This is a genomic window from Methylobacterium indicum (assembly GCF_017347565.1).
Classification (GTDB): domain Bacteria; phylum Pseudomonadota; class Alphaproteobacteria; order Rhizobiales; family Beijerinckiaceae; genus Methylobacterium; species Methylobacterium indicum.
Window position 1 is genome coordinate 5,685,158 of sequence record NZ_AP024145.1, and the last position, 17,092, is coordinate 5,702,249.

General features: G+C 69.9%; 15 protein-coding genes. 14 read left to right on the plus strand and 1 reads right to left on the minus strand.

The features are described 5' to 3' along the window. Window positions 1-158 precede the first annotated feature (158 nt). Window positions 159-1,154 (plus strand): PAS domain-containing protein, encoded by a 996-nt coding sequence (locus miv_RS26400; protein WP_244748714.1) that lies wholly within the window; start codon window positions 159-161, stop codon window positions 1,152-1,154. A 1,447-nt stretch (window positions 1,155-2,601) separates the two neighbouring features. Further along, window positions 2,602-2,775 carry a hypothetical protein gene (locus tag miv_RS26405; RefSeq protein WP_207179805.1) on the plus strand — a complete coding sequence of 58 codons (174 nt, stop codon included), beginning with the start codon at window positions 2,602-2,604 and terminating at the stop codon, window positions 2,773-2,775. A gap of 104 nt (window positions 2,776-2,879) precedes the next feature. On the opposite strand, the gene miv_RS26410 is transcribed toward miv_RS26405, so the two are convergent. Continuing rightward, window positions 2,880-3,173, minus strand: a complete 294-nt coding sequence (locus miv_RS26410; RefSeq protein ID WP_082711408.1) for a hypothetical protein — start codon at window positions 3,171-3,173, stop codon at window positions 2,880-2,882. 201 nt (window positions 3,174-3,374) lie between these two features. On the opposite strand from miv_RS26410, the gene miv_RS26415 reads away from it, so the two are divergent. The 12 genes from miv_RS26415 to miv_RS26470 all read left to right on the plus strand — a co-directional run bounded on the left by miv_RS26415 (window position 3,375) and on the right by miv_RS26470 (window position 17,042). Continuing rightward, a complete protein-coding gene (locus tag miv_RS26415; protein WP_158004067.1) occupies window positions 3,375-3,512 on the plus strand; it encodes a hypothetical protein in 138 nt (45 codons plus the stop codon). Between the two features lie 183 nt (window positions 3,513-3,695). After that, on the plus strand, window positions 3,696-4,949 hold the full coding sequence (locus miv_RS26420) for an ABC transporter substrate-binding protein (protein ID WP_207179807.1): 1,254 nt from the start codon (window positions 3,696-3,698) through the stop codon (window positions 4,947-4,949). 30 nt (window positions 4,950-4,979) lie between these two features. Continuing rightward, window positions 4,980-6,869 carry an ABC transporter permease gene (locus tag miv_RS26425; protein WP_207179810.1) on the plus strand — a complete coding sequence of 630 codons (1,890 nt, stop codon included), beginning with the start codon at window positions 4,980-4,982 and terminating at the stop codon, window positions 6,867-6,869. Beyond that, on the plus strand, window positions 6,866-7,648 hold the full coding sequence (locus tag miv_RS26430; protein ID WP_207179812.1) for an ABC transporter ATP-binding protein: 783 nt from the start codon (window positions 6,866-6,868) through the stop codon (window positions 7,646-7,648). Before miv_RS26425 ends, miv_RS26430 begins: the two co-directional genes overlap by 4 nt. Further along, window positions 7,645-8,355, plus strand: a complete 711-nt coding sequence (locus tag miv_RS26435) for an ABC transporter ATP-binding protein (protein WP_058618348.1) — start codon at window positions 7,645-7,647, stop codon at window positions 8,353-8,355. The genes miv_RS26430 and miv_RS26435 overlap by 4 nt, the downstream gene beginning before the upstream one ends. A gap of 237 nt (window positions 8,356-8,592) precedes the next feature. Continuing rightward, window positions 8,593-10,629 carry a hydantoinase/oxoprolinase family protein gene (locus tag miv_RS26440; RefSeq protein WP_207179814.1) on the plus strand — a complete coding sequence of 679 codons (2,037 nt, stop codon included), beginning with the start codon at window positions 8,593-8,595 and terminating at the stop codon, window positions 10,627-10,629. Further along, window positions 10,626-12,314 carry a hydantoinase B/oxoprolinase family protein gene (locus tag miv_RS26445; RefSeq protein ID WP_207179817.1) on the plus strand — a complete coding sequence of 563 codons (1,689 nt, stop codon included), beginning with the start codon at window positions 10,626-10,628 and terminating at the stop codon, window positions 12,312-12,314. Before miv_RS26440 ends, miv_RS26445 begins: the two co-directional genes overlap by 4 nt. Beyond that, entirely contained in the window at window positions 12,311-13,813 is a 1,503-nt protein-coding gene (locus tag miv_RS26450; protein WP_207179818.1) for a 6-hydroxynicotinate reductase, read from the plus strand. Before miv_RS26445 ends, miv_RS26450 begins: the two co-directional genes overlap by 4 nt. Beyond that, on the plus strand, window positions 13,810-14,277 hold the full coding sequence (locus miv_RS26455) for a MarR family winged helix-turn-helix transcriptional regulator (protein WP_207179819.1): 468 nt from the start codon (window positions 13,810-13,812) through the stop codon (window positions 14,275-14,277). The genes miv_RS26450 and miv_RS26455 overlap by 4 nt, the downstream gene beginning before the upstream one ends. Window positions 14,278-14,281: 4 nt before the next feature. Beyond that, the gene (locus miv_RS26460; protein WP_207179820.1) at window positions 14,282-15,136 is read left to right on the plus strand and encodes a UPF0280 family protein; all 855 of its coding nucleotides are present in this window, start codon (window positions 14,282-14,284) and stop codon (window positions 15,134-15,136) included. Then, complete coding sequence (locus miv_RS26465; protein ID WP_207179821.1) at window positions 15,133-15,711, plus strand: amino acid synthesis family protein; 579 nt, start codon at window positions 15,133-15,135, stop codon at window positions 15,709-15,711. Before miv_RS26460 ends, miv_RS26465 begins: the two co-directional genes overlap by 4 nt. 266 nt (window positions 15,712-15,977) lie before the next feature. Continuing rightward, window positions 15,978-17,042 carry an alpha/beta fold hydrolase gene (locus miv_RS26470; protein WP_207183640.1) on the plus strand — a complete coding sequence of 355 codons (1,065 nt, stop codon included), beginning with the start codon at window positions 15,978-15,980 and terminating at the stop codon, window positions 17,040-17,042. The last annotated feature ends 50 nt before the right edge of the window (window positions 17,043-17,092 follow it).

Here is a 17,092-nt window from a genome sequence, read left to right on the forward strand (position 1 = left end):
CGGCTCGAACCCGCGCCCGCGACCGGCCTTGACACCACGTGGGGCTGCCGACCCTATGGCCGTTGGAATTGTGTTTCTCCCCGGCCGGGGTGATCTCAAGCGGTCGTGCGTGTATGGATGCTGGCGATCTCAGATCGTGTTCCGACACGTTCTTGCGCATGATCGAGGAATACGGGTTCGCGGGGAACTGGCACTGGTCGTTCGCGTCGGATGAGCAGCGCTGGTCGCCTGGATTCTTTCGGCTCCTGGGTCTGGACCCGTTCACCACGGCATCCCGCTACGACCTTCTGATCGACCTCCTGCACCCGGACGACCGAGCGCGGCTGGCGAGCCCCGGCCAGATTCGCCAGGGCGACGTCGTGCCGATGGCGCTCGTCCGGGTGATCCGGCCGAGCGGAGAGCTGCGTATCCTGTCGATCCTGTCCGAGTTGCGCGTCTCGCCGGAGGGCCGGCCGCTCTCGGTCGGCGGCGTCGCCCTCGATGTCAGCGACAGGGAGCGCCTCCGGCACCTGCAGGAGGCCGAACAGCGTCGGCGCCGGGCCCTCTACCTGACCTCCTATACGGCGACCTACTCGCTCGGTCCCGACCTCGTTCACCGGTTCCCGGCCGAGGTGGCGCAGGTGCACGGCCTGTCCCTGGAGGAGATCGAGACCGACCCGTTCCTGATGGTCGTGCCCGAGGCGCGCACGGCCCTGCGCGACCGCGGCTGGGCCATGTACGACGACCATCAGCGCTTCCAGGCCATCTCTCACGAACGCCTGGCCAACGGCGAGCTATGGCGGTTCCGCCTCGTCGGCGCGCCGGCCTGGAACGCGGCGGGCGACTATCTCGGCTGGACCGGCATGAAGTACCCGGTCCACGAATCCGGCGCGCCCGTGCACGGCATCCTGGCGCCCAAGGATGCCGCCCTGCGATTCGGCCTCGAGCAGGCCGTGCGCGGTCGCCATCTGCGGGCGGCCCGCGGCCTGCTGGACTGGTCGATGTCGACACTCGCCGAGGCCGGGGGATTGTCGCTCTCGACGGTGCGCCGTCTCGAGGACGATGCCGAGGGCCGGAGCTCGCGGTCCCGCCACAAGGCCGTCGACGCCCTGCGCCGAGCCGGGATCCGGTTCATCGCGATGGATGACGGCACCATCGCGGTGGTCAAGACATAGGGCATTTTCTGGAGGATTGGATGTAGATATTTGTTGAAAATGATAAATCAGAGAGATATGACACCAATCATTTAGTTATGAATAGCATATGAATTTGGCTTTCAGCACTCCTAACAGCTCATTTTTGATTTTTTTCCATTTATTTTCTCCGATGAGTGGAGTATAATCGGGAATAAATCGGGGAATGTGTTGGGTCAAGCTGGATACGGTCTCTCACGGCCTGCTGGATTGCATCTCACGAATTTGACATTCTCGACGCCATTCCGGGGCCGCGAAAGTGGATCCTGGGATCCAGAACCGAGGATGATTGAGGAAACGGCGGATCGCGTTCCCCCTGATCCTTTCTCACGTGCGGGTCTGGGCGTACCTTCGGCACCCCGGGGTTCCGCTGCGCAGCCGTGGAGCGACGCACTAGATTTAAGATCTGCAAGTCGAATCAAATATTTCATTAATTATACTATATACGTAATAATCATTGCTAAATCGATCGCCATATGATTTTGATGTCAGAATGCCGTTCATCGACAACCCGATCGAACGCCATGCCGGCGACACGCTTCGGAGCGTTCTGCGTTTGCGTAGAACGATGCGGGACCGCAGCATCGCCCGGAGCCGTTCGTCTCCGGCTCTTGTCGAATCCGTCGCGTTGTCGCGGGCGGATTGTCGGGCGACTGGCATTGGTTCTGCGCGTCGGGCCAGCAGCGCTGGTCGCCGGGATTCCCGCGGCTCCTCGGCCTCGCGCCGCGTTCCGCTACGCCGAGCTACGCCCTGTTCGTCGACCTCGTGGACCCGGGGGATCGGGGGCCGATCGCGCGTCCGAGCGCCGCGTTGCGAGGCCACGTGCTGCCGCGGGCCCTCCTCCGGCCGATCCGGCCGAGTGGCGAGTTGCGCAGTCTCTCGGACCTGTCCGAACTCCGGCTCTTACCGGACGGACGTCCTCTCGCCCCGAGCGGCGTCGCCCTCGACGTGAACGGCTGAGATGGATGCATCGCCGGGAGCAGCGAAAGCGGCAAGCTCTGCACCGGGCGACGTATGCGACCTCCTGCACGGTCGGGGTGGATGGCTTCGACGATTTTCCGTCCGAGATGGCGCTGGTCCCTGGATTGGAGCTGCACGAGATTCGCGCCGATCCGTTCACGATGGTCGTGCCGGAGCGAGGGGCATTCCGCGACCGGGCGAAGGGCGTCCGCACCCGGGAAACCCGATTCCAGGGGACGGCCAGCGAACGGCCCGCCGACGGGGAGATCCGCCGCTTCCGGATCGGTGGCGTCCCGCTCCGGGACCCGGCCGGGCACCATCTCGGCCGGGCCGGAATGAAATACCCGATCGACGCCTCGGACGGGTTTCTGGCCGAGGTCAGCCCCCTCTCGATGGTGAGGTCCGGCACGCCCTGGAGCAGGGGAAAGCCCTCACCTGAGAGCGGCCCGCGGCCTGCTCGACTGGCTCGATGGCGCAGCTCGCCGCCGCCAGCGGCCCGTCGCTCTCGACGGTACGCGCAATCGAGGACGGAGCCGAGGCCCGCAAGGCCGGCTCCCGCATCAAGACTCTGGCCGCCCTGCGGGCGGCCGGGATCCGCTTCGTCGCGACGGACGACGGTAGGGTCGCGGTGTCGAAGGCCTGACGGGTATCCCGACGCCCCGGCGGCACTCAGCATCGGCGCGAGGACGCGCGACCCGCGAACGGGCCGGCCCCTCAGGGGAGCCGGCCCGGATGTCGGATCGAGGCTCAGCGAGCCCGGTTGGCCGGGCTCGTGGCCGCAGCGTTGCCGCCGCTGTGGCTCGGCAGGTCGTCGGCGCGGGCGGCGCCGGGGGCCATCGTGCCGGGCGCCATCGTACCCGGGGCGGCCGGCGCCACGGTGCCGGTAGTCAGGTCGCGCTCGGGCATGCCCTTCTCGGCGTTGCTCTTCACGCTGGCGGGATTGTTCAGGTTGTTCTCCGACGAGCCAGGAACGCCGGTTTGCGCCAAAGCGGCACCGGTGAGCGCGACGGTCGTGGCGAGGGCGAGGAGGGTGGTCCGCATGGTCGGTATCCTTTTCCGAGGTCTCGTGAGGCGGCAACGCACAGGGCACCGGCCAAGGTCCCCCGATTTCCCAAGGTCCCCCGTATTCCGAGGTCCCCGTTTTCCACCGCCGCGTCGGCTTGCCGGCCCTGCTGCTTGTTCCTATTTTGTTCTCATCAACCTGTGTCGGCGCCGCCGACACCGCCGGACGAGGAGGACAGGATGGCGACGACCCACGAACGCGACGAGGATGCCGCCGAGACCGCCCGCATCGAGCAGGCAGCCTGGACCGCCGCGATGATCGAGGCGGAGCGGGAGCGCGCCCTCGATGCCTGCCTCGCTCGCGAGGCCGGCTTCTGACGAAGCGCCGTTGCCGCGCGGGGGCAACTCCTTCGCCCTGCTCAGGCCGAAGGCAGATGCCGCCCTGATTTTCTGCAGCATTGGCTCTTGCCTCCGGGCTCAGGCACAGTATCGTTCGTCTACGAACGAGTTTGTATCCCGCTCGCGCGAAGTCGCGGCGGGATCCGCCGGAGGTTCGCCCCGATGTCGACCCGCGACGAGACGTTCCGCCCTCTGTCCCGCCGCACCCTGCTCGGCGGGCTCGCCGCGGCACCGCTCGGCCTCGCCGCCTCCCGGGCGGTCGCGCAAGGGCAACCAGGCTCCGGGCCGATCCGCATCGGCGAATTGAACTCCTACGGCCGCATGGCCGCCTTCGCGGTCCCCTACCGCAACGCCATGCAGCTCGCGCAGGATGCCGTCAACAAGGCGGGCGGCATCAAGGCGCTCGGCGGCCGACCGATCGAGATCGTGTTTCGCGACGACGGCTCGACCCCCGGCGATGCGACCCGGGTCGCCGAGGAATTGCTGACCCGCGAGAACGTCGCCTTCCTGTGCGGCACCTTCCTGTCCAACGTCGGGCTCGCGGTGGCGGATTTCGCCAACCAGCGCAAGGCGCTCTTCCTCGCCACCGAGCCGCTCACCGACGCGCTCACCATGGGCAGCGGCAACCGCTACACGTTCCGGGTGCGGCCCAACACCTACATGCAGACCCGCATGCTGGTGGAGGCGGTCAAGGACCGCGGGATCAAGCGCTGGGCGATCGTGGCGCCGAACTACGAATACGGCCAGTCCGCCGCCGCCAACTTCAAGAAGCTGATGGCCGCCGCCGTGCCGGGCTTCGAGGTGGTGGGCGAGCAGTTCCCGGCGCTCGGCAAGGTCGATGCCGGCGCCACCGTCGGCGCCCTGTCGCAGATGAAGGCCGACGGGCTGTTCAACGTGCTGTTCGGGGCCGACCTCACCGCCTTCGTGCGCGAGGGCAACACCCGCGGGCTGTTCGAGAAGCGCACGGTGGCGAGCCTGCTCACCGGCGAGCCGGAATATATGATCCCGCTCGGCGACGAGACGCCGGAGGGCTGGGTCACCACCGGCTATCCGTGGGAGACGATCGATACCAACGGCCACAAGGAGTTCGTGGCCGCCTACCGGGCCCGGTTCACCGACACGCCGCGGCTGGGCTCGCTCTTGGGCTACGTCGTCGTCGGCATGATCCGCGACATGCTGGAGAAGGCCGGCTCGACCGAGACCGAGGCGATGATCGCGGCGCTGGAAGGCCTGACCTCCCAGACCATCGCCGGCCCGGTGACGATGCGGGCCCTCGACCATCAATCGACACTGGGCGCCTGGATCGGCGAGACGGCGCTGAACGGCCGCCAGGGCACGATGAAGAACGTGCGCTACGCCGACGGGGCGAACTACATGTTCCCCGAGGCCGAGGTGAAGGCGGCCCGCAAGGCCTGACCCCCCGACAACGCGCGGGAGCGTAAGGCCATGGACCCGTCCTTCCTCGTCATCCAGGCGCTCTCGGGCTTTGCGAGCGCCTCGTCGCTGTTCATCATCGCCTCCGGGCTGACGATCGTGTTCGGCGTCACCCGGATCGTGAACTTCGCCCACGGCTCGTTCTACATGCTGGGGGCCTACATCGCGGTCACGATCGTGCCGCGGCTCCTCGACCTGTCGTATTCGCCGGCCGCGTTCTTCCTCGGGGTGCTGCTCTCGGCCCTCCTCGTCGGGCTGATCGGCGTCGCGGTCGAGGTCCTGCTGCTCCGCCGCATCTACCGGGTGCCGGAACTCTTCCAGCTGCTCGCCACCTTCGGCATCGTGCTGATCGTCGAGGATCTGGTTCTGAAGGTCTGGGGCCCGGTCGACATCGCCGGCCCCCGGGCGCCCTCGCTGCGCCACGGCGTCGAGATCTTAGGCCAGCGCTTCCCGGCCTACGAACTGGTGCTGATCGCGGTCGGTCCCCTGGTGCTGGGGCTCCTCTGGCTCCTCATGCACCGCACCCGTTTCGGGGTGCTGATCCGGGCCGCGACCCAGGACCGCGAGATGGTCGGCGCGCTCGGCGTCAACCAGGCCCGGCTCTTCACCCTGACGCTGTTTCTCGGCGCCAGCCTCGCGGGGCTCGGCGGCGCGCTCCAGATCCCGCGCATCCCGGCCAACGCCCATATGGACCTCTCGGTCATCACCGACGCCTTCGTGGTCACGGTGATCGGCGGCATGGGCTCGGTGCCGGGCGCCTTCGTGGCGGCGCTGATCATCGGCCAGCTCCAGGCCTTCGGCATCCTGATCTTCCCGAAGGTGACCCTGGTCCTCGTCTTCGCCCTGATGGCGGTGGTGCTGGTGGTCAAGCCCTGGGGCCTGTTCGGCCGTCCGGAGGCGGCGTCCGGCCGGGTGATGCCGCCCGAGGGAATTCCCGCCTTGCGCCGCTTCCGCCCGGCCGAAACCGCGCTGGCATGCCTCGCCATCCTCGCCCTGCTGGCCGTTCCGCTCGTCGGCGACGCCTACAAGGTGAAGGTCGCGACCGAGATCCTGATCTTCGCGCTCGCCGCCTTCTCGCTGCAATTCCTGGTCGGGGTCGGCGGGCTGGTGTCGTTCGGGCACGCGGCCTATTTCGGGATCGGCGCCTACGCGGCCGGGCTCCTCGTCACCGGGCCGTTCAAGGCACCGATGGAGCTGGCCCTCGTCGCCGCGCCGCTTGCCGCCGGCCTCGGCGCGGCCCTGTTCGGCTTCTTCATCGTGCGGCTGTCGGGCATCTACCTCGCCATGCTGACGCTCGCCTTCGGGCAGATCGTCTACGCGGTCTGCTTCCAGTGGGTCGAGGTGACGGGGGGCGACAACGGCGTCGTCGGGGTCTGGCCGTCCTCCTGGGCGTCGGGCCGCAGCACCTACTTCTACCTCGTCGCCGCCCTGTCGCTCACCGCGATCGTCCTCTTGCGCCGGGTGATCTACGCGCCCTTCGGCTACACCTTGCGGGCGGCCCGCGATTCCGCCACCCGGGCCGAGGCGATCGGGCTCGACGTGCGCACCCATCGCTGGCTCGCCTTCACGCTCGCCGGCGCCGCGGCCGGGCTCGCCGGGGGCCTCTATGCCTTCATGAAGGGCTCGATCGACCCGACGCTCACCGGCATCCCGCTCTCGATCGACTTCCTGGTGATGGTGCTGGTCGGCGGCATCCAGACCGTGATGGGCCCGCTCGTCGGCGCCGCCTTCTTCCACGCGCTGAAGGACGCGGTGATGCCGCTCACCGAGTTCTGGCGCCTGCTCCTGGGCATCGCGATCATCGCCACCGTGCTGGCCTTCCCGCGCGGGCTCGCCGGGGCCGCCGAGGCGCTGCGGGGACGGCGCGCCGCGACGCCGAAAACCGTGGAGGCCTCGGCATGACGCTCCTCGTCGTCGAGGGCCTGACGAAGCGCTTCGGCGGCGTCGCCGCCGCCAAGGACGTGTCGTTCACGCTTCAAGCCGGCGAGATGCTGGCGATCATCGGCCCGAACGGCGCGGGCAAGTCGACCACCTTCAACATGGTGGGCGGGCAGCTGAAGCCCGATTCCGGCTCCATCACCCTCGACGGCGCCTCGATCGCCGGCCTGCCGGCCCGCGCGATCTGGAAGGCGGGGGTCGGGCGCACCTTCCAAGTCGCCCAGACCTTCGTGTCGATGACGGTGGCCGAGAACGTCCAGATGGCGCTCCTGTCGCATCACGGCCGCTCGCGCGGCCTCTTTCGGGACGCCAGCGCCCTCTACCGCGACGAGGCGTTGTCCCTGCTCGCCGGGGTCGGGATGCGGACGGACGCCGAGCGACCGGTCTCGGAACTGGCCTATGGCGACGTGAAGCGGGTCGAACTCGCGGTGGCCCTCGCCTCGCGCCCGAAACTGCTTCTGATGGACGAGCCCACCGCCGGCATGGCGCCGCGGGAACGATCGAGCCTGATGGCCCTGACCGCCGAGGTGGCGCGGACCAATCGCATCGGGGTTCTGTACACCGAGCACGACATGGAGGCGGTCTTCGCCCATGCCGACCGGGTGCTGGTGCTGGTGCGCGGTGAGATCATCGCCGCCGGCACGCCGGAGGAGATCCGGGCCAACCCACGGGTCAAGCAGGTCTATCTCGGCGAGGCCGGCACCGAGGCGGCGATGCGCGCACGCCGGAAGGCGGTGGCATGAACGCGCTTCTCGACGTCTCCGGCCTCACGGCGGCCTATGGCCGGGCCCAGGTGCTGTTCGGCGTGACGCTGCGGCTTCGCCCCGGCGAGGTCGTGGCCCTGATGGGCCGCAACGGCGCCGGCAAGTCGACGACGCTCAAGGCGATCATGGGCGTGCTGCCGCCGACCGGCGGCACGGTGTGGTTCGAGGGCCGGGCGGTCACCGGCTGGGAGCCGTTTCGCGTCGCCCGCCGCGGCCTCGGCTACGTGCCGGAGGAGCGGCGCATCTTCACCGACCTCACGGTGATGGAGAACCTGGAGGTCGGCCGGAAGGTGCCGGCGGATGGCCGCGCCGCCTGGACGCCCGAGAAGCTCTTCTCGATCTTCCCCAACCTCGCCGAGATGCGCGGGCGCCGCGCCGCCGCGATGTCGGGCGGCGAGCAGCAGATGCTCACCATCGCCCGCACCCTGATGGGCAATCCCCATGCGGTCCTGCTCGACGAGCCGTCGGAGGGCCTCGCCCCGGTCATCGTCGAGCAGATGGCGGATGCGGTGCTCCGGATGAAGCGCGAGGGCATCGCGGTGCTGCTCTCGGAGCAGAACCTGAGCTTCGCCGGTGCGGTCTCGGACCGGGCCTACGTGATCGAGAAGGGCGCGATCCATTTCGAGGGGACGATGGCGGCGCTCGAGGCGGACGAGGCGGTGCGGGAGGCGTACCTGACGGTGTGAGGAGCGAGAAGCCCGAGTATGGCGCGGGTTTTCCCCTCCCCCTTGTGGGGAGGGGCCAGGGGTGGGGGTGGTGCCGAATGGACCTCAGCGGTGCCTTCTGCACCACCCCCACCTCCAGCTCCTCCCTACAGGGGGGAGGAGAGGCGTTCTGATTTCAAAGCGTAGAGCGTCGAAACGGCGCCAGCCCCCCATCGGCCCCCAACGAAACCGTTCGTAGACGAATGATCGAGGTGTGACGTGAGACGCGTGGCAGGCATCGATGTCGGCGGCACCTTCACCGACCTTCTCCTGACGGAGGCGGATTCCTCGGGCGTGCGGGTGCGCCTCGCCAAGGTGCCGACGACGGTCCGCAACCAGGCCGAGGGCGTGCTGGCGGCGATCCGGGCCGCCGAGGTGGCGCCCGCCGCTCTCGATCTCGTCATCCACGGCACCACCGCCACCACCAACGCGGTGCTGGAGCGCAAGACCGCCAAGGTCGGGCTCATCACCACCGAAGGCTTTCGCGACGTGCTCGAACTCGGGCGCCGCACCCGGCCCAAGCCCTACGGGCTGTTCGGCACCTTCGAGCCGCTGATCCCGCGCGAGTGGCGCCGCGAGGTCCCCGAACGCGTGATGGCCGACGGCGCGGTGCGCACGCCCCTCGACGAGGCGGCGGTGGCGCAAGCCGTGCGCGATCTGCTGGCGGAGGGCTGCGAGGCCCTGGTGATCCATTTCCTGCACGCCTATGCCAACCCGGAGCACGAGCTGCGCGCCGGTGCCATCGCCCGCGCGATCTGGCCGAATTCCTACGTCACCCTCGGCCACGCCCTCCTGTCCGAGTTCCGCGAATACGAGCGCGGCACCACCGCCTCGGTCAACGCGGCCGTGCAGCCGATCCTCGACCGCTACATCCGCCGCCTCCAGGACGAGCTGCGGGCGCAAGGCTTCGCCCGCGACCTGCTGGTGATGAACGGCAATGGCGGCACCGTGCCGGCGGGACTGGTGGTCGAGGCCGCGGCCAAGACAGTGATGTCGGGCCCGGCCTCGGGCGTGATGGCCGCCGCCGCGACCCTCGCCCAGTCGGGGCTCACCAACGCCGTCACGTACGACATGGGCGGCACCTCGACCGACGTGGCGCTGATCGCCGGCGGCGTGCCCGAGGTCTCGGCCGAGCTCACCATCGATTACGGGCTGCCGATCCACCTGCCGATGGTCGACGTCCACACGGTCGGGGCCGGCGGCGGCTCGATCGCCTCCGTCAACCGGGCCGCGATGCTCCAGGTCGGCCCCGAGAGCGCCGGCTCCGAGCCGGGTCCGATCGGCTACGGCCGCGGCGGTACGCGGCCGACCATCACCGACGCCAACCTGGTGCTCGGCCGCCTCGATCCGGCAAGGCTCACCGCCGTACGGGCCGGAATCTCGATCGAGGCGATCCGGGAGGCTTTCGCCCGCGACCTCGCCGGTCCGCTCGGCATGAGCGTCGAGGCGGCGGCGGAAGCGGTGATCCGCCTCGGCAACGTCCACATGACCGGGGCCATCCGCATGGTGTCGCTGTCGCGCGGCTACGACCCGCGCGACTTCGTGCTCTTCGCCTTCGGCGGCGCCGGGCCGCTCCACGCCGTGGCGCTCGCCCGCGAACTCGGCATCCCGGAGGTGCTGGTGCCGGCCCGCCCCGGCCTCACCAACGCGCTCGGCTGCCTCGTTGCGGATCTGCGCCAGGACCGGGTGCGCACCCTCAACCGCCCCCTCGACGGGCTCGACATGGCGGATCTGCGCAGCATCCTCGAGGAGCAGGCGGCGGAGGCCCTGGCGATGGTCGCCGAGGAGCAGTCGGAGATCGAGGAGACCACGGTCACCTTCGGTGCCGACATGCAGTTCCGCGGCCAGACCCACCTGATCCGCGTCGCCCTGCCCTCCCCGGAGATCGACCGCGCGACGCTGCAAGAGCTGTTCGAGGCGGCCTACTTCCGCCGCTTCCAGGTGCGGCTGCCGGAGATCCGGGCGGTGGTGGTCAACCTCGTCACCTCGGTGATCGGGCGGCGCAGGCCCTTCCCTCTCGCGGCGCTGATCGACGAGGCCGGCCGGACCGATCTGGCGGGCGCACGTCTCGGCACCCGCCCGGTCTATGCCGGCGGCGCCTGGCACGAGGCCGCGATCTATGCCCGCGAGGCCCTGCCGCTCGGGGCCGAGATTTCCGGGCCGGCCGTCATCCAGCAGATCGACGCCACCACCGTGATCGAGCCCGGCGCCACCGCGCGGGTCGACGCCATCGGCAACCTGAGGATCCGGGTATGACCCAGCTCGACGCCCTCACCCTTGCGGTGATCCAGGCCGGGTTGCAGCAGGTCTGCAACGAGATGGACATCGCCTTCTCGCGCTCGGCCTTCTCGCCGGTCATCGCCGAGGCCGACGACCGCTCGGACGGGATCTACGACCGCGACACCGGCGCGCTGATCTCACAAGGGGAGTACGGCCTGCCGGTCTTCGTCGGCACGATGCAGTATTCGACCGGGGAGCTGATCCGGCTGATCCGCGAGGGACGGGTCGGGGCGCCGGAACCCGGCGACATCTACATCGTCAACGACCCCTATCTCGGCGGCACGCACCTGATGGACGTGCGGTTCGTGAAGCCCGTCTTCGTCGAGGGCAAACTCTTCTGCTGGTTGCAGAATACCGGCCATTGGCCCGATATCGGCGGCATGGTGCCGGGCGGGTTCTCGGCCCACGCCACGGAGGTCGAGCAGGAGGGCCTGCGCCTGCCGCCGGTCAAGCTGTTCAAGCGCGGCACGATGGACCAGGAGATCTTTTCGATCATCGCGTCCAACATTCGCGTCGCCGATCAGCGCATCGGCGACATCAAGGCGCAAGCCGCAGCGCTGATGGTGGGTGAGAGCCGGCTCTCCGACCTCCTGGCGAAGTACGGGCCCGAGACCCTGGACGCGGCAATCAGAGAGATCCGCGCCCGTTCGGCCGAGCGGATGCGGGCCGAGATCCGCCAGATCCCGGACGGCACCTATACCTCGGAGGCCTTCGTCGATTCCGACGGCGTGGTGAACGAACCGCTCCGCATCGCGCTCACGATGACCAAGGCCGGCGACGGTCTGACCTTCAATTTCTCGGGCTCCTCGCCGCCCTGCCGCGGCCCGATGAACTCGGTGGTGGCGACGACCTATTCCTCGGTCTACCTCGCGGTGAAGCACGTCTTCCCGGACGTGCCGATCAATGCCGGCACCTTCGAGCCGCTGACGATCCATCGGCCCGAGGGCACCTTCCTCGATGCGCGCTATCCGAAACCCGTCTCGGGCTGCGCCGCGGAGGTGAGCCAGCGCATCGCGGAGGCGGTGTTCCTCGCCCTCGTCCAGGCGATCCCCGAGCGTGTCACGGCGGCGCCCGCCGGCACTTCCGGCAACTTCGCGCTGGGCGGCTTCGATCCGGCGAAGAATGCCTCTTACGTGATGTACCAGATCACCGGCGGCGGCTATGGCGGCAACGCCGCCCATGACGGGCTGTCCAACGGCTGCTCGACCATCGGCATCTCGAAGACCGCGCCGGTCGAGGTGATGGAGCAATACTACCCCGTCCTCTTCCGCCGCTTCGCGTTGCGCGAAGGCTCCGGGGGAGCCGGCGCCCATCGCGGCGGCTTCGGCGTGCATTACGAGGTGGAATTGCTGCGCGGCGAGGCCCGGGCCTCCTTCGTGATGGATCACGGCCGGTTCGGCCCGCCGGGCGTGCTCGGCGGTGGCGACGGGGCGCCGAACGTGGTGCGCATCCACCGCGACGGGGAGACGATCGTCCCGCTCCACCTCTCCAAGGACCAGAACATCGCCATCAAAGCCGGCGACCGGGTCGAGGTGATGACGCCGGGGGGCGGCGGCTACGGCAATCCTGAGACCCGCGACCCCGCCCTCGTCGCCCGCGACCTGCGCCGGGGCTATTACCGTGACGACGCGGCGAACGACCCGAGGGAGAGCCGATCATGAGCGCCGACACCCTCTCCACGGAAGCCCGCTCCAAGAAATTCGGCGCGGCGGAGGCCGACGGCATCGTGCGCTGCGATGCCTGCCCGGTCCTGTGCCGCATCCGCCCCGGCCGCTCGGGCGCCTGCTCGCGCTACGCCAACGAGAACGGCCACCTCGTGCGCACCGATCCGGTCGTGCTGCTGCACGATGCGGCGGAATCAGGCCGGAAGCTGGTGCCGTTCGGGGCGGCGGAATGGGACGGACGCGTGCTCGATCCCTCGCGCACCTTCGTCACCGGCATCGGCGCCGGGACCACCTACCCGGACTACAAGCCCGCCCCCTTCATCGTGGCGAGCGAGCATGACGGCGTCGAGACCGTCACGGTCGTGACCGAGGGCATCTTCAGCTATTGCGGCGTGAAGGTGAAGATCGACACCGACCGCCATCTCGGTCCCGAGCGCGCCGCCATTCGCGTCAACGGCGAGGAGGTCGGCCACGTCACCACCGCCGAATACGGCTCGCAGATGCTGTCGGTCGGCGGCGTGCGCCACCTCACCGGCGGCTCGAAGAAGGAAGGCACCGTCACCTGCGACACGCTACTCCGCCTCTGCTCCGGCGATGCCGTCACGATGACGATCGAGGGCGGCCACGAGGTCGTCGTCCAGGCCGGCCGTGCCCCGATCGTCGACGGCGTGCCGGAACAACGCATGCGGGTCGGCTGCGGCTCGGCGACGGTCGGCATCTTCGCCCGGCAGTGGCTCGGCCACGCCGACGAGGTGATCGTCGTCGACGACCACATCACCGGCGTGCTGACCGAGCACCAGGCCGGCAAGGTGCTGGGGATGCGCCCGGCCGGCATCCGGGTGAAGGGCCGCCGCTCGACGCCGGGGCGCTACTTCCAGGTGGCGAATCCCGGCATCGGCTGGGGCGGGACCGACATCGCCGATCCGCTCGGGATCATCCAGGCGATCGACCCCGCCACCGCCTGGCCGGGCCTGCGGCTCCTGATGACCTCGACCACCGGCGAGCACGCCCTCTGGCTCGTCCTCGACGACGATTTGAAGCCCGTGCCGGCCGAGATGCCGGCCCCCGTCCGCCAGGTGGTCGACCGGATCGGCGAGAATTGCGAGCCCTCGCTCTGCACGGTCCTGTTCATGGCCGGGGCCGGCGGGTCCCTGCGGGCCGGGGTCACCGAGAATCCGGTGCTGCTCACCCGCTCGGTCGCCGCCGGCGAGACGCGGGTGACGATGGGCGGCGCGCCGGTCACGGTCTGGCCCGGCGGCGGCATCACGGTGATGGCCGACGTGACGCGGCTGCCGAGGAACGCCTTCGGCGCGGTACCGACGCCCGCGATCGTCGCCCCGATCGAGTTCACCCTGCCGCGCGACCTCTATGCCCGGCTCGGCGGCCATGACGGCGACGTGGTGGCGATGACGGACGTCCTGCGCGAGGTCGGGCCGGAAGCCCGGATCGACCCGTGGAATCCCGACCATCCCTGGCCCGCCGCGGAGGTCGCATGACCGCTCCCCAGCGGCGCGAGACGCCGCCCGAGATCGACGCCGAGGCGGTCCGCCTCTACCGGGTCGAGGACCAGATCGGCTACCTGATCCGGCGGGCGCACCAGCGCGCCTCCGCGATCTTCGAGACGGTGATGCGCGACTTCGGCGTCACGCCGGTGCAATACGCCGTGCTGTGCAAGCTCCACGACCTCGGGCCGACCTCGCAGAACCAGGTCGGGCGCCATGTCGGGGTCGATCCGGCGACGATGTTCGGCGTCGCCCGCCGCCTCGCCGCCCGCGGCTTCGTGCAGCCGAAGGCGGACGAATCCGACGCCCGCCTGGTGGTGCTGGCGCTCACCCACGAGGGTGTCGGGGTGATCGAGGCGATGAAGAGCCGCGGCGCCGAGGTGACGGCCCGCACCCTCGATCCCCTCTCCCCCGACGAGGCGGCGGACCTCGTCCGCCTCCTCGCCCGGCTCGGCTGAGCGCATGGACGGGCCGGCGCACCAGCTCCTGGCGGATGGGCGGCTGCACCTGCAGCACGGCCCGATCGACCTGGTGCTGCGCGGCTTCGGGGCCGACGCCGCGGTGGCCGAGGCGCACCGGGCCGCCGTCGCGCGCTTCGCGACGGTCCTGGGCGAGCTCGTCGGCGAGTTGCCGGAGTTGCGCAAACCCATGAGCGGGCGGCCGCGGGTCGAGGGCAGGATCGCCCGCCGGATGGTCGCGGCGTGCCGCCCGCACAAGGAGTTCGTCACCCCGATGGCCGCGGTGGCGGGCGCCGTCGCCGACGAGATCCTCGCGGCGATGTGCGAGGCCGCGCCCCTCGACAAGGCCTTCGTCAACGACGGTGGCGACATCGCGCTCCACCTCACCGAGGGCGAGACCCTGGCGATCGGCGTCGCCGCGGATTTCTCCCGCGGCCCGGTGCCCGCGGTGAACGGCCGGGTGACCTTGCGCCACCAGGACGGGATCGGCGGCATCGCCACCTCGGGGCGGCAGGGCCGCTCGTTCTCCCTCGGGCTCGCCGATTCGGTGACCGTGCTCGCCCGCGACGCCGCCACGGCGGATGCCGCGGCGACGCTGATCGCCAACGCCGTCGACCTGCCCGGGCATCCGGGCGTCGAGCGGGCGCCGGCGACCGATCTCGACCCCGATTCCGACCTCGGGCCGCGTCTCGTCACCGTCGCGGTGCCGGCTTTGTCGCCGGACGAGATCGCCGCCGCCCTGGAGGCCGGCCGAAGCCGGGCCGCCGCGATGCGCGCCGCCGGCCTGATCCGTTCCGCCGCCCTGATGCTGCAGGGCCGATCCATCGTCCTTCACGACTCAAGGGAGATTCGCCCATGATCGAGGTCCGCAAGATCGTCGTCACCGTCGAGGAGGTCCGTCACGACGGCGGGCCGGCGCTCGACGCCCCGATCCTCAAGGGCTCCGTCGCCTGCCTGGTGAGGAACCCCTTCGCCGGCCGCTACGAGGCCGAGATCACCCCCATGATGGACGCCCTGAAGCCGCTCGGCGTCGAATGCGCCCGCAAGCTCCTCGACGCGCTCGGCGGCGATCCCGGCCGGATCGAGGCCTACGGCAAGGGCTCGCTCGTGGGCGCGTCCGGCGAACTGGAGCACGGCGCGCTCTGGCACGTCCCCGGCGGCTACGCGATGCGCGAGTTGCTCGGCCAGGCTCTCGCCATCGTGCCGTCGATGACCAAGGTCGGCGGCATGGGCGCCAGCCTCGACGTGCCGATCCACCACAAGGACGCGGCCTATGTCCGCTCCCATTTCGACGGGATCACCGTGGCGGTGGCGGACGGCCCCCGGACCGACGAGATCCTGTTCGCGCTCGCCATGACCACCGGCGGACGCCCGCATGCCCGGGTCGGCGGGCTCGAGAAGGACGCCATCGCCAAGTGGGACGGGCAGCGCTGATCGGTGCGCGAGGCCGCGCCGGGGCGACAGGCCCCGGCGGGACGCAGGATGCGTCAGGAGGCCGGCCAGCGCGAACCCATCGGACCACTGCGGCGTCGGATCGACGGCGCGAGGGGAGCGCTGTCGCGATTCTCCGTACAGGACGTCCGCCCCCGCCGCGGCGGTTGCCCGCGCCCGCCGCGGGCGCGATACTGGCTTGGCCGGACAGACAAGACGGGCCGGACGCATAAGAAAACGATGCTCGGGAGGATACCGGAATGCGCGTCATGACCCTGCTGCGGACCGCCGCGGCGGGCGCGGCCCTGTCGCTGATCGCTCTCGCGGCGGTGGCCGCCGACTACCCGGCGCCCCGGGAGGGCGACTGGACGGTCAAGGACTTCAAGTTCCATACCGGCGACGTCCTGCCGGAGCTGCGGCTGCACTACACCACCGTGGGAGATCCGAAGGGCGAACCGGTGGTCGTCCTGCACGGCACGACCGGTTCCGCGGCCAGCATGCTGACGCCCGGCTTTGCCGGCGAGCTGTTCGGTGCCGGTCAGCCGCTCGACGCCAGCAAGTATTACATCGTCCTTCCGGACGCGATCGGCCACGGCAAGTCGTCCAAGCCGTCGGACGGGTTGAAGGCGAAATTCCCGAAGTACAACTACGACGACATGGCCGAGGCGCAGTATCGGCTGCTCACCGAGCATCTCGGCCTCAAGCACGTCCGGCTCGTCATCGGCAACTCGATGGGCGGCATGCATGCCTGGGTGCTGGGCGTGGCGCATCCCGGGTTCATGGACGCCCTGATCCCGATGGCGTCGCAGCCGAGCGAGATGGGAAGCCGCAACTGGATGCTGCGCCGGCTCCTGACCGAGACCATCCGGCGCGACCCGACCTATGCCGGCGGCGAGTACACGGCCCAGCCGCCCGCGTTGCGGGTCGCGAACGTCTTCTTCGCGCTCGCGACCAGCGGCGGCACGCTGGCCCTGCAGAAGCAGGGGCCGACGGGCGAGTCGGCCGACAAGCTCGTGGACGCGCGCTTGGCCGCGCCGTTCAACGCCGATGCCAACGACTACATCTACCAGTGGGACTCGTCGCGCGGCTACAATCCCTCCCCGGGTCTCGAAAAGATCGACGCGGCCGTCCTGGCGATCAATTCCGCCGACGACGAGCGCAACCCGCCCGAGACCGGGATCATGGAGCGCGAGATGAAGCGCCTGAAGAACGGGCGCCTGTACCTCATCCCGGCCAGCACCGAGACCAGCGGCCACGGGACCACGGGATTCGCCCGGTTCTACAAGCAGCAGATCCAGGATTTCCTGCAAGCCACCCCGAAGCGGGGCATGTAGGCGGTGCCGGGCGCGACCGGACCGTCCGGTCGCGCTCCTCGATGACCCGT

Bases quoted from the DNA above. Each gene is read 5' to 3' on its own strand.
- miv_RS26425 (WP_207179810.1), top strand. From the start codon at position 4,980: ATGGACCCGTCCTTCCTCGTCATCCAGGCGCTCTCGGGCTTTGCGAGC.
- miv_RS26410 (WP_082711408.1), bottom strand. From the start codon at position 3,173: ATGCGGACCACCCTCCTCGCCCTCGCCACGACCGTCGCGCTCACCGGT.
- miv_RS26415 (WP_158004067.1), top strand. From the start codon at position 3,375: ATGGCGACGACCCACGAACGCGACGAGGATGCCGCCGAGACCGCCCGC.
- miv_RS26450 (WP_207179818.1), top strand. From the start codon at position 12,311: ATGAGCGCCGACACCCTCTCCACGGAAGCCCGCTCCAAGAAATTCGGC.
- miv_RS26460 (WP_207179820.1), top strand. From the start codon at position 14,282: ATGGACGGGCCGGCGCACCAGCTCCTGGCGGATGGGCGGCTGCACCTG.
- miv_RS26470 (WP_207183640.1), top strand. From the start codon at position 15,978: ATGACCCTGCTGCGGACCGCCGCGGCGGGCGCGGCCCTGTCGCTGATC.
- miv_RS26465 (WP_207179821.1), top strand. From the start codon at position 15,133: ATGATCGAGGTCCGCAAGATCGTCGTCACCGTCGAGGAGGTCCGTCAC.
- miv_RS26405 (WP_207179805.1), top strand. From the start codon at position 2,602: ATGGCGCAGCTCGCCGCCGCCAGCGGCCCGTCGCTCTCGACGGTACGC.
- miv_RS26430 (WP_207179812.1), top strand. From the start codon at position 6,866: ATGACGCTCCTCGTCGTCGAGGGCCTGACGAAGCGCTTCGGCGGCGTC.
- miv_RS26435 (WP_058618348.1), top strand. From the start codon at position 7,645: ATGAACGCGCTTCTCGACGTCTCCGGCCTCACGGCGGCCTATGGCCGG.
- miv_RS26420 (WP_207179807.1), top strand. From the start codon at position 3,696: ATGTCGACCCGCGACGAGACGTTCCGCCCTCTGTCCCGCCGCACCCTG.
- miv_RS26455 (WP_207179819.1), top strand. From the start codon at position 13,810: ATGACCGCTCCCCAGCGGCGCGAGACGCCGCCCGAGATCGACGCCGAG.
- miv_RS26400 (WP_244748714.1), top strand. From the start codon at position 159: ATGATCGAGGAATACGGGTTCGCGGGGAACTGGCACTGGTCGTTCGCG.
- miv_RS26445 (WP_207179817.1), top strand. From the start codon at position 10,626: ATGACCCAGCTCGACGCCCTCACCCTTGCGGTGATCCAGGCCGGGTTG.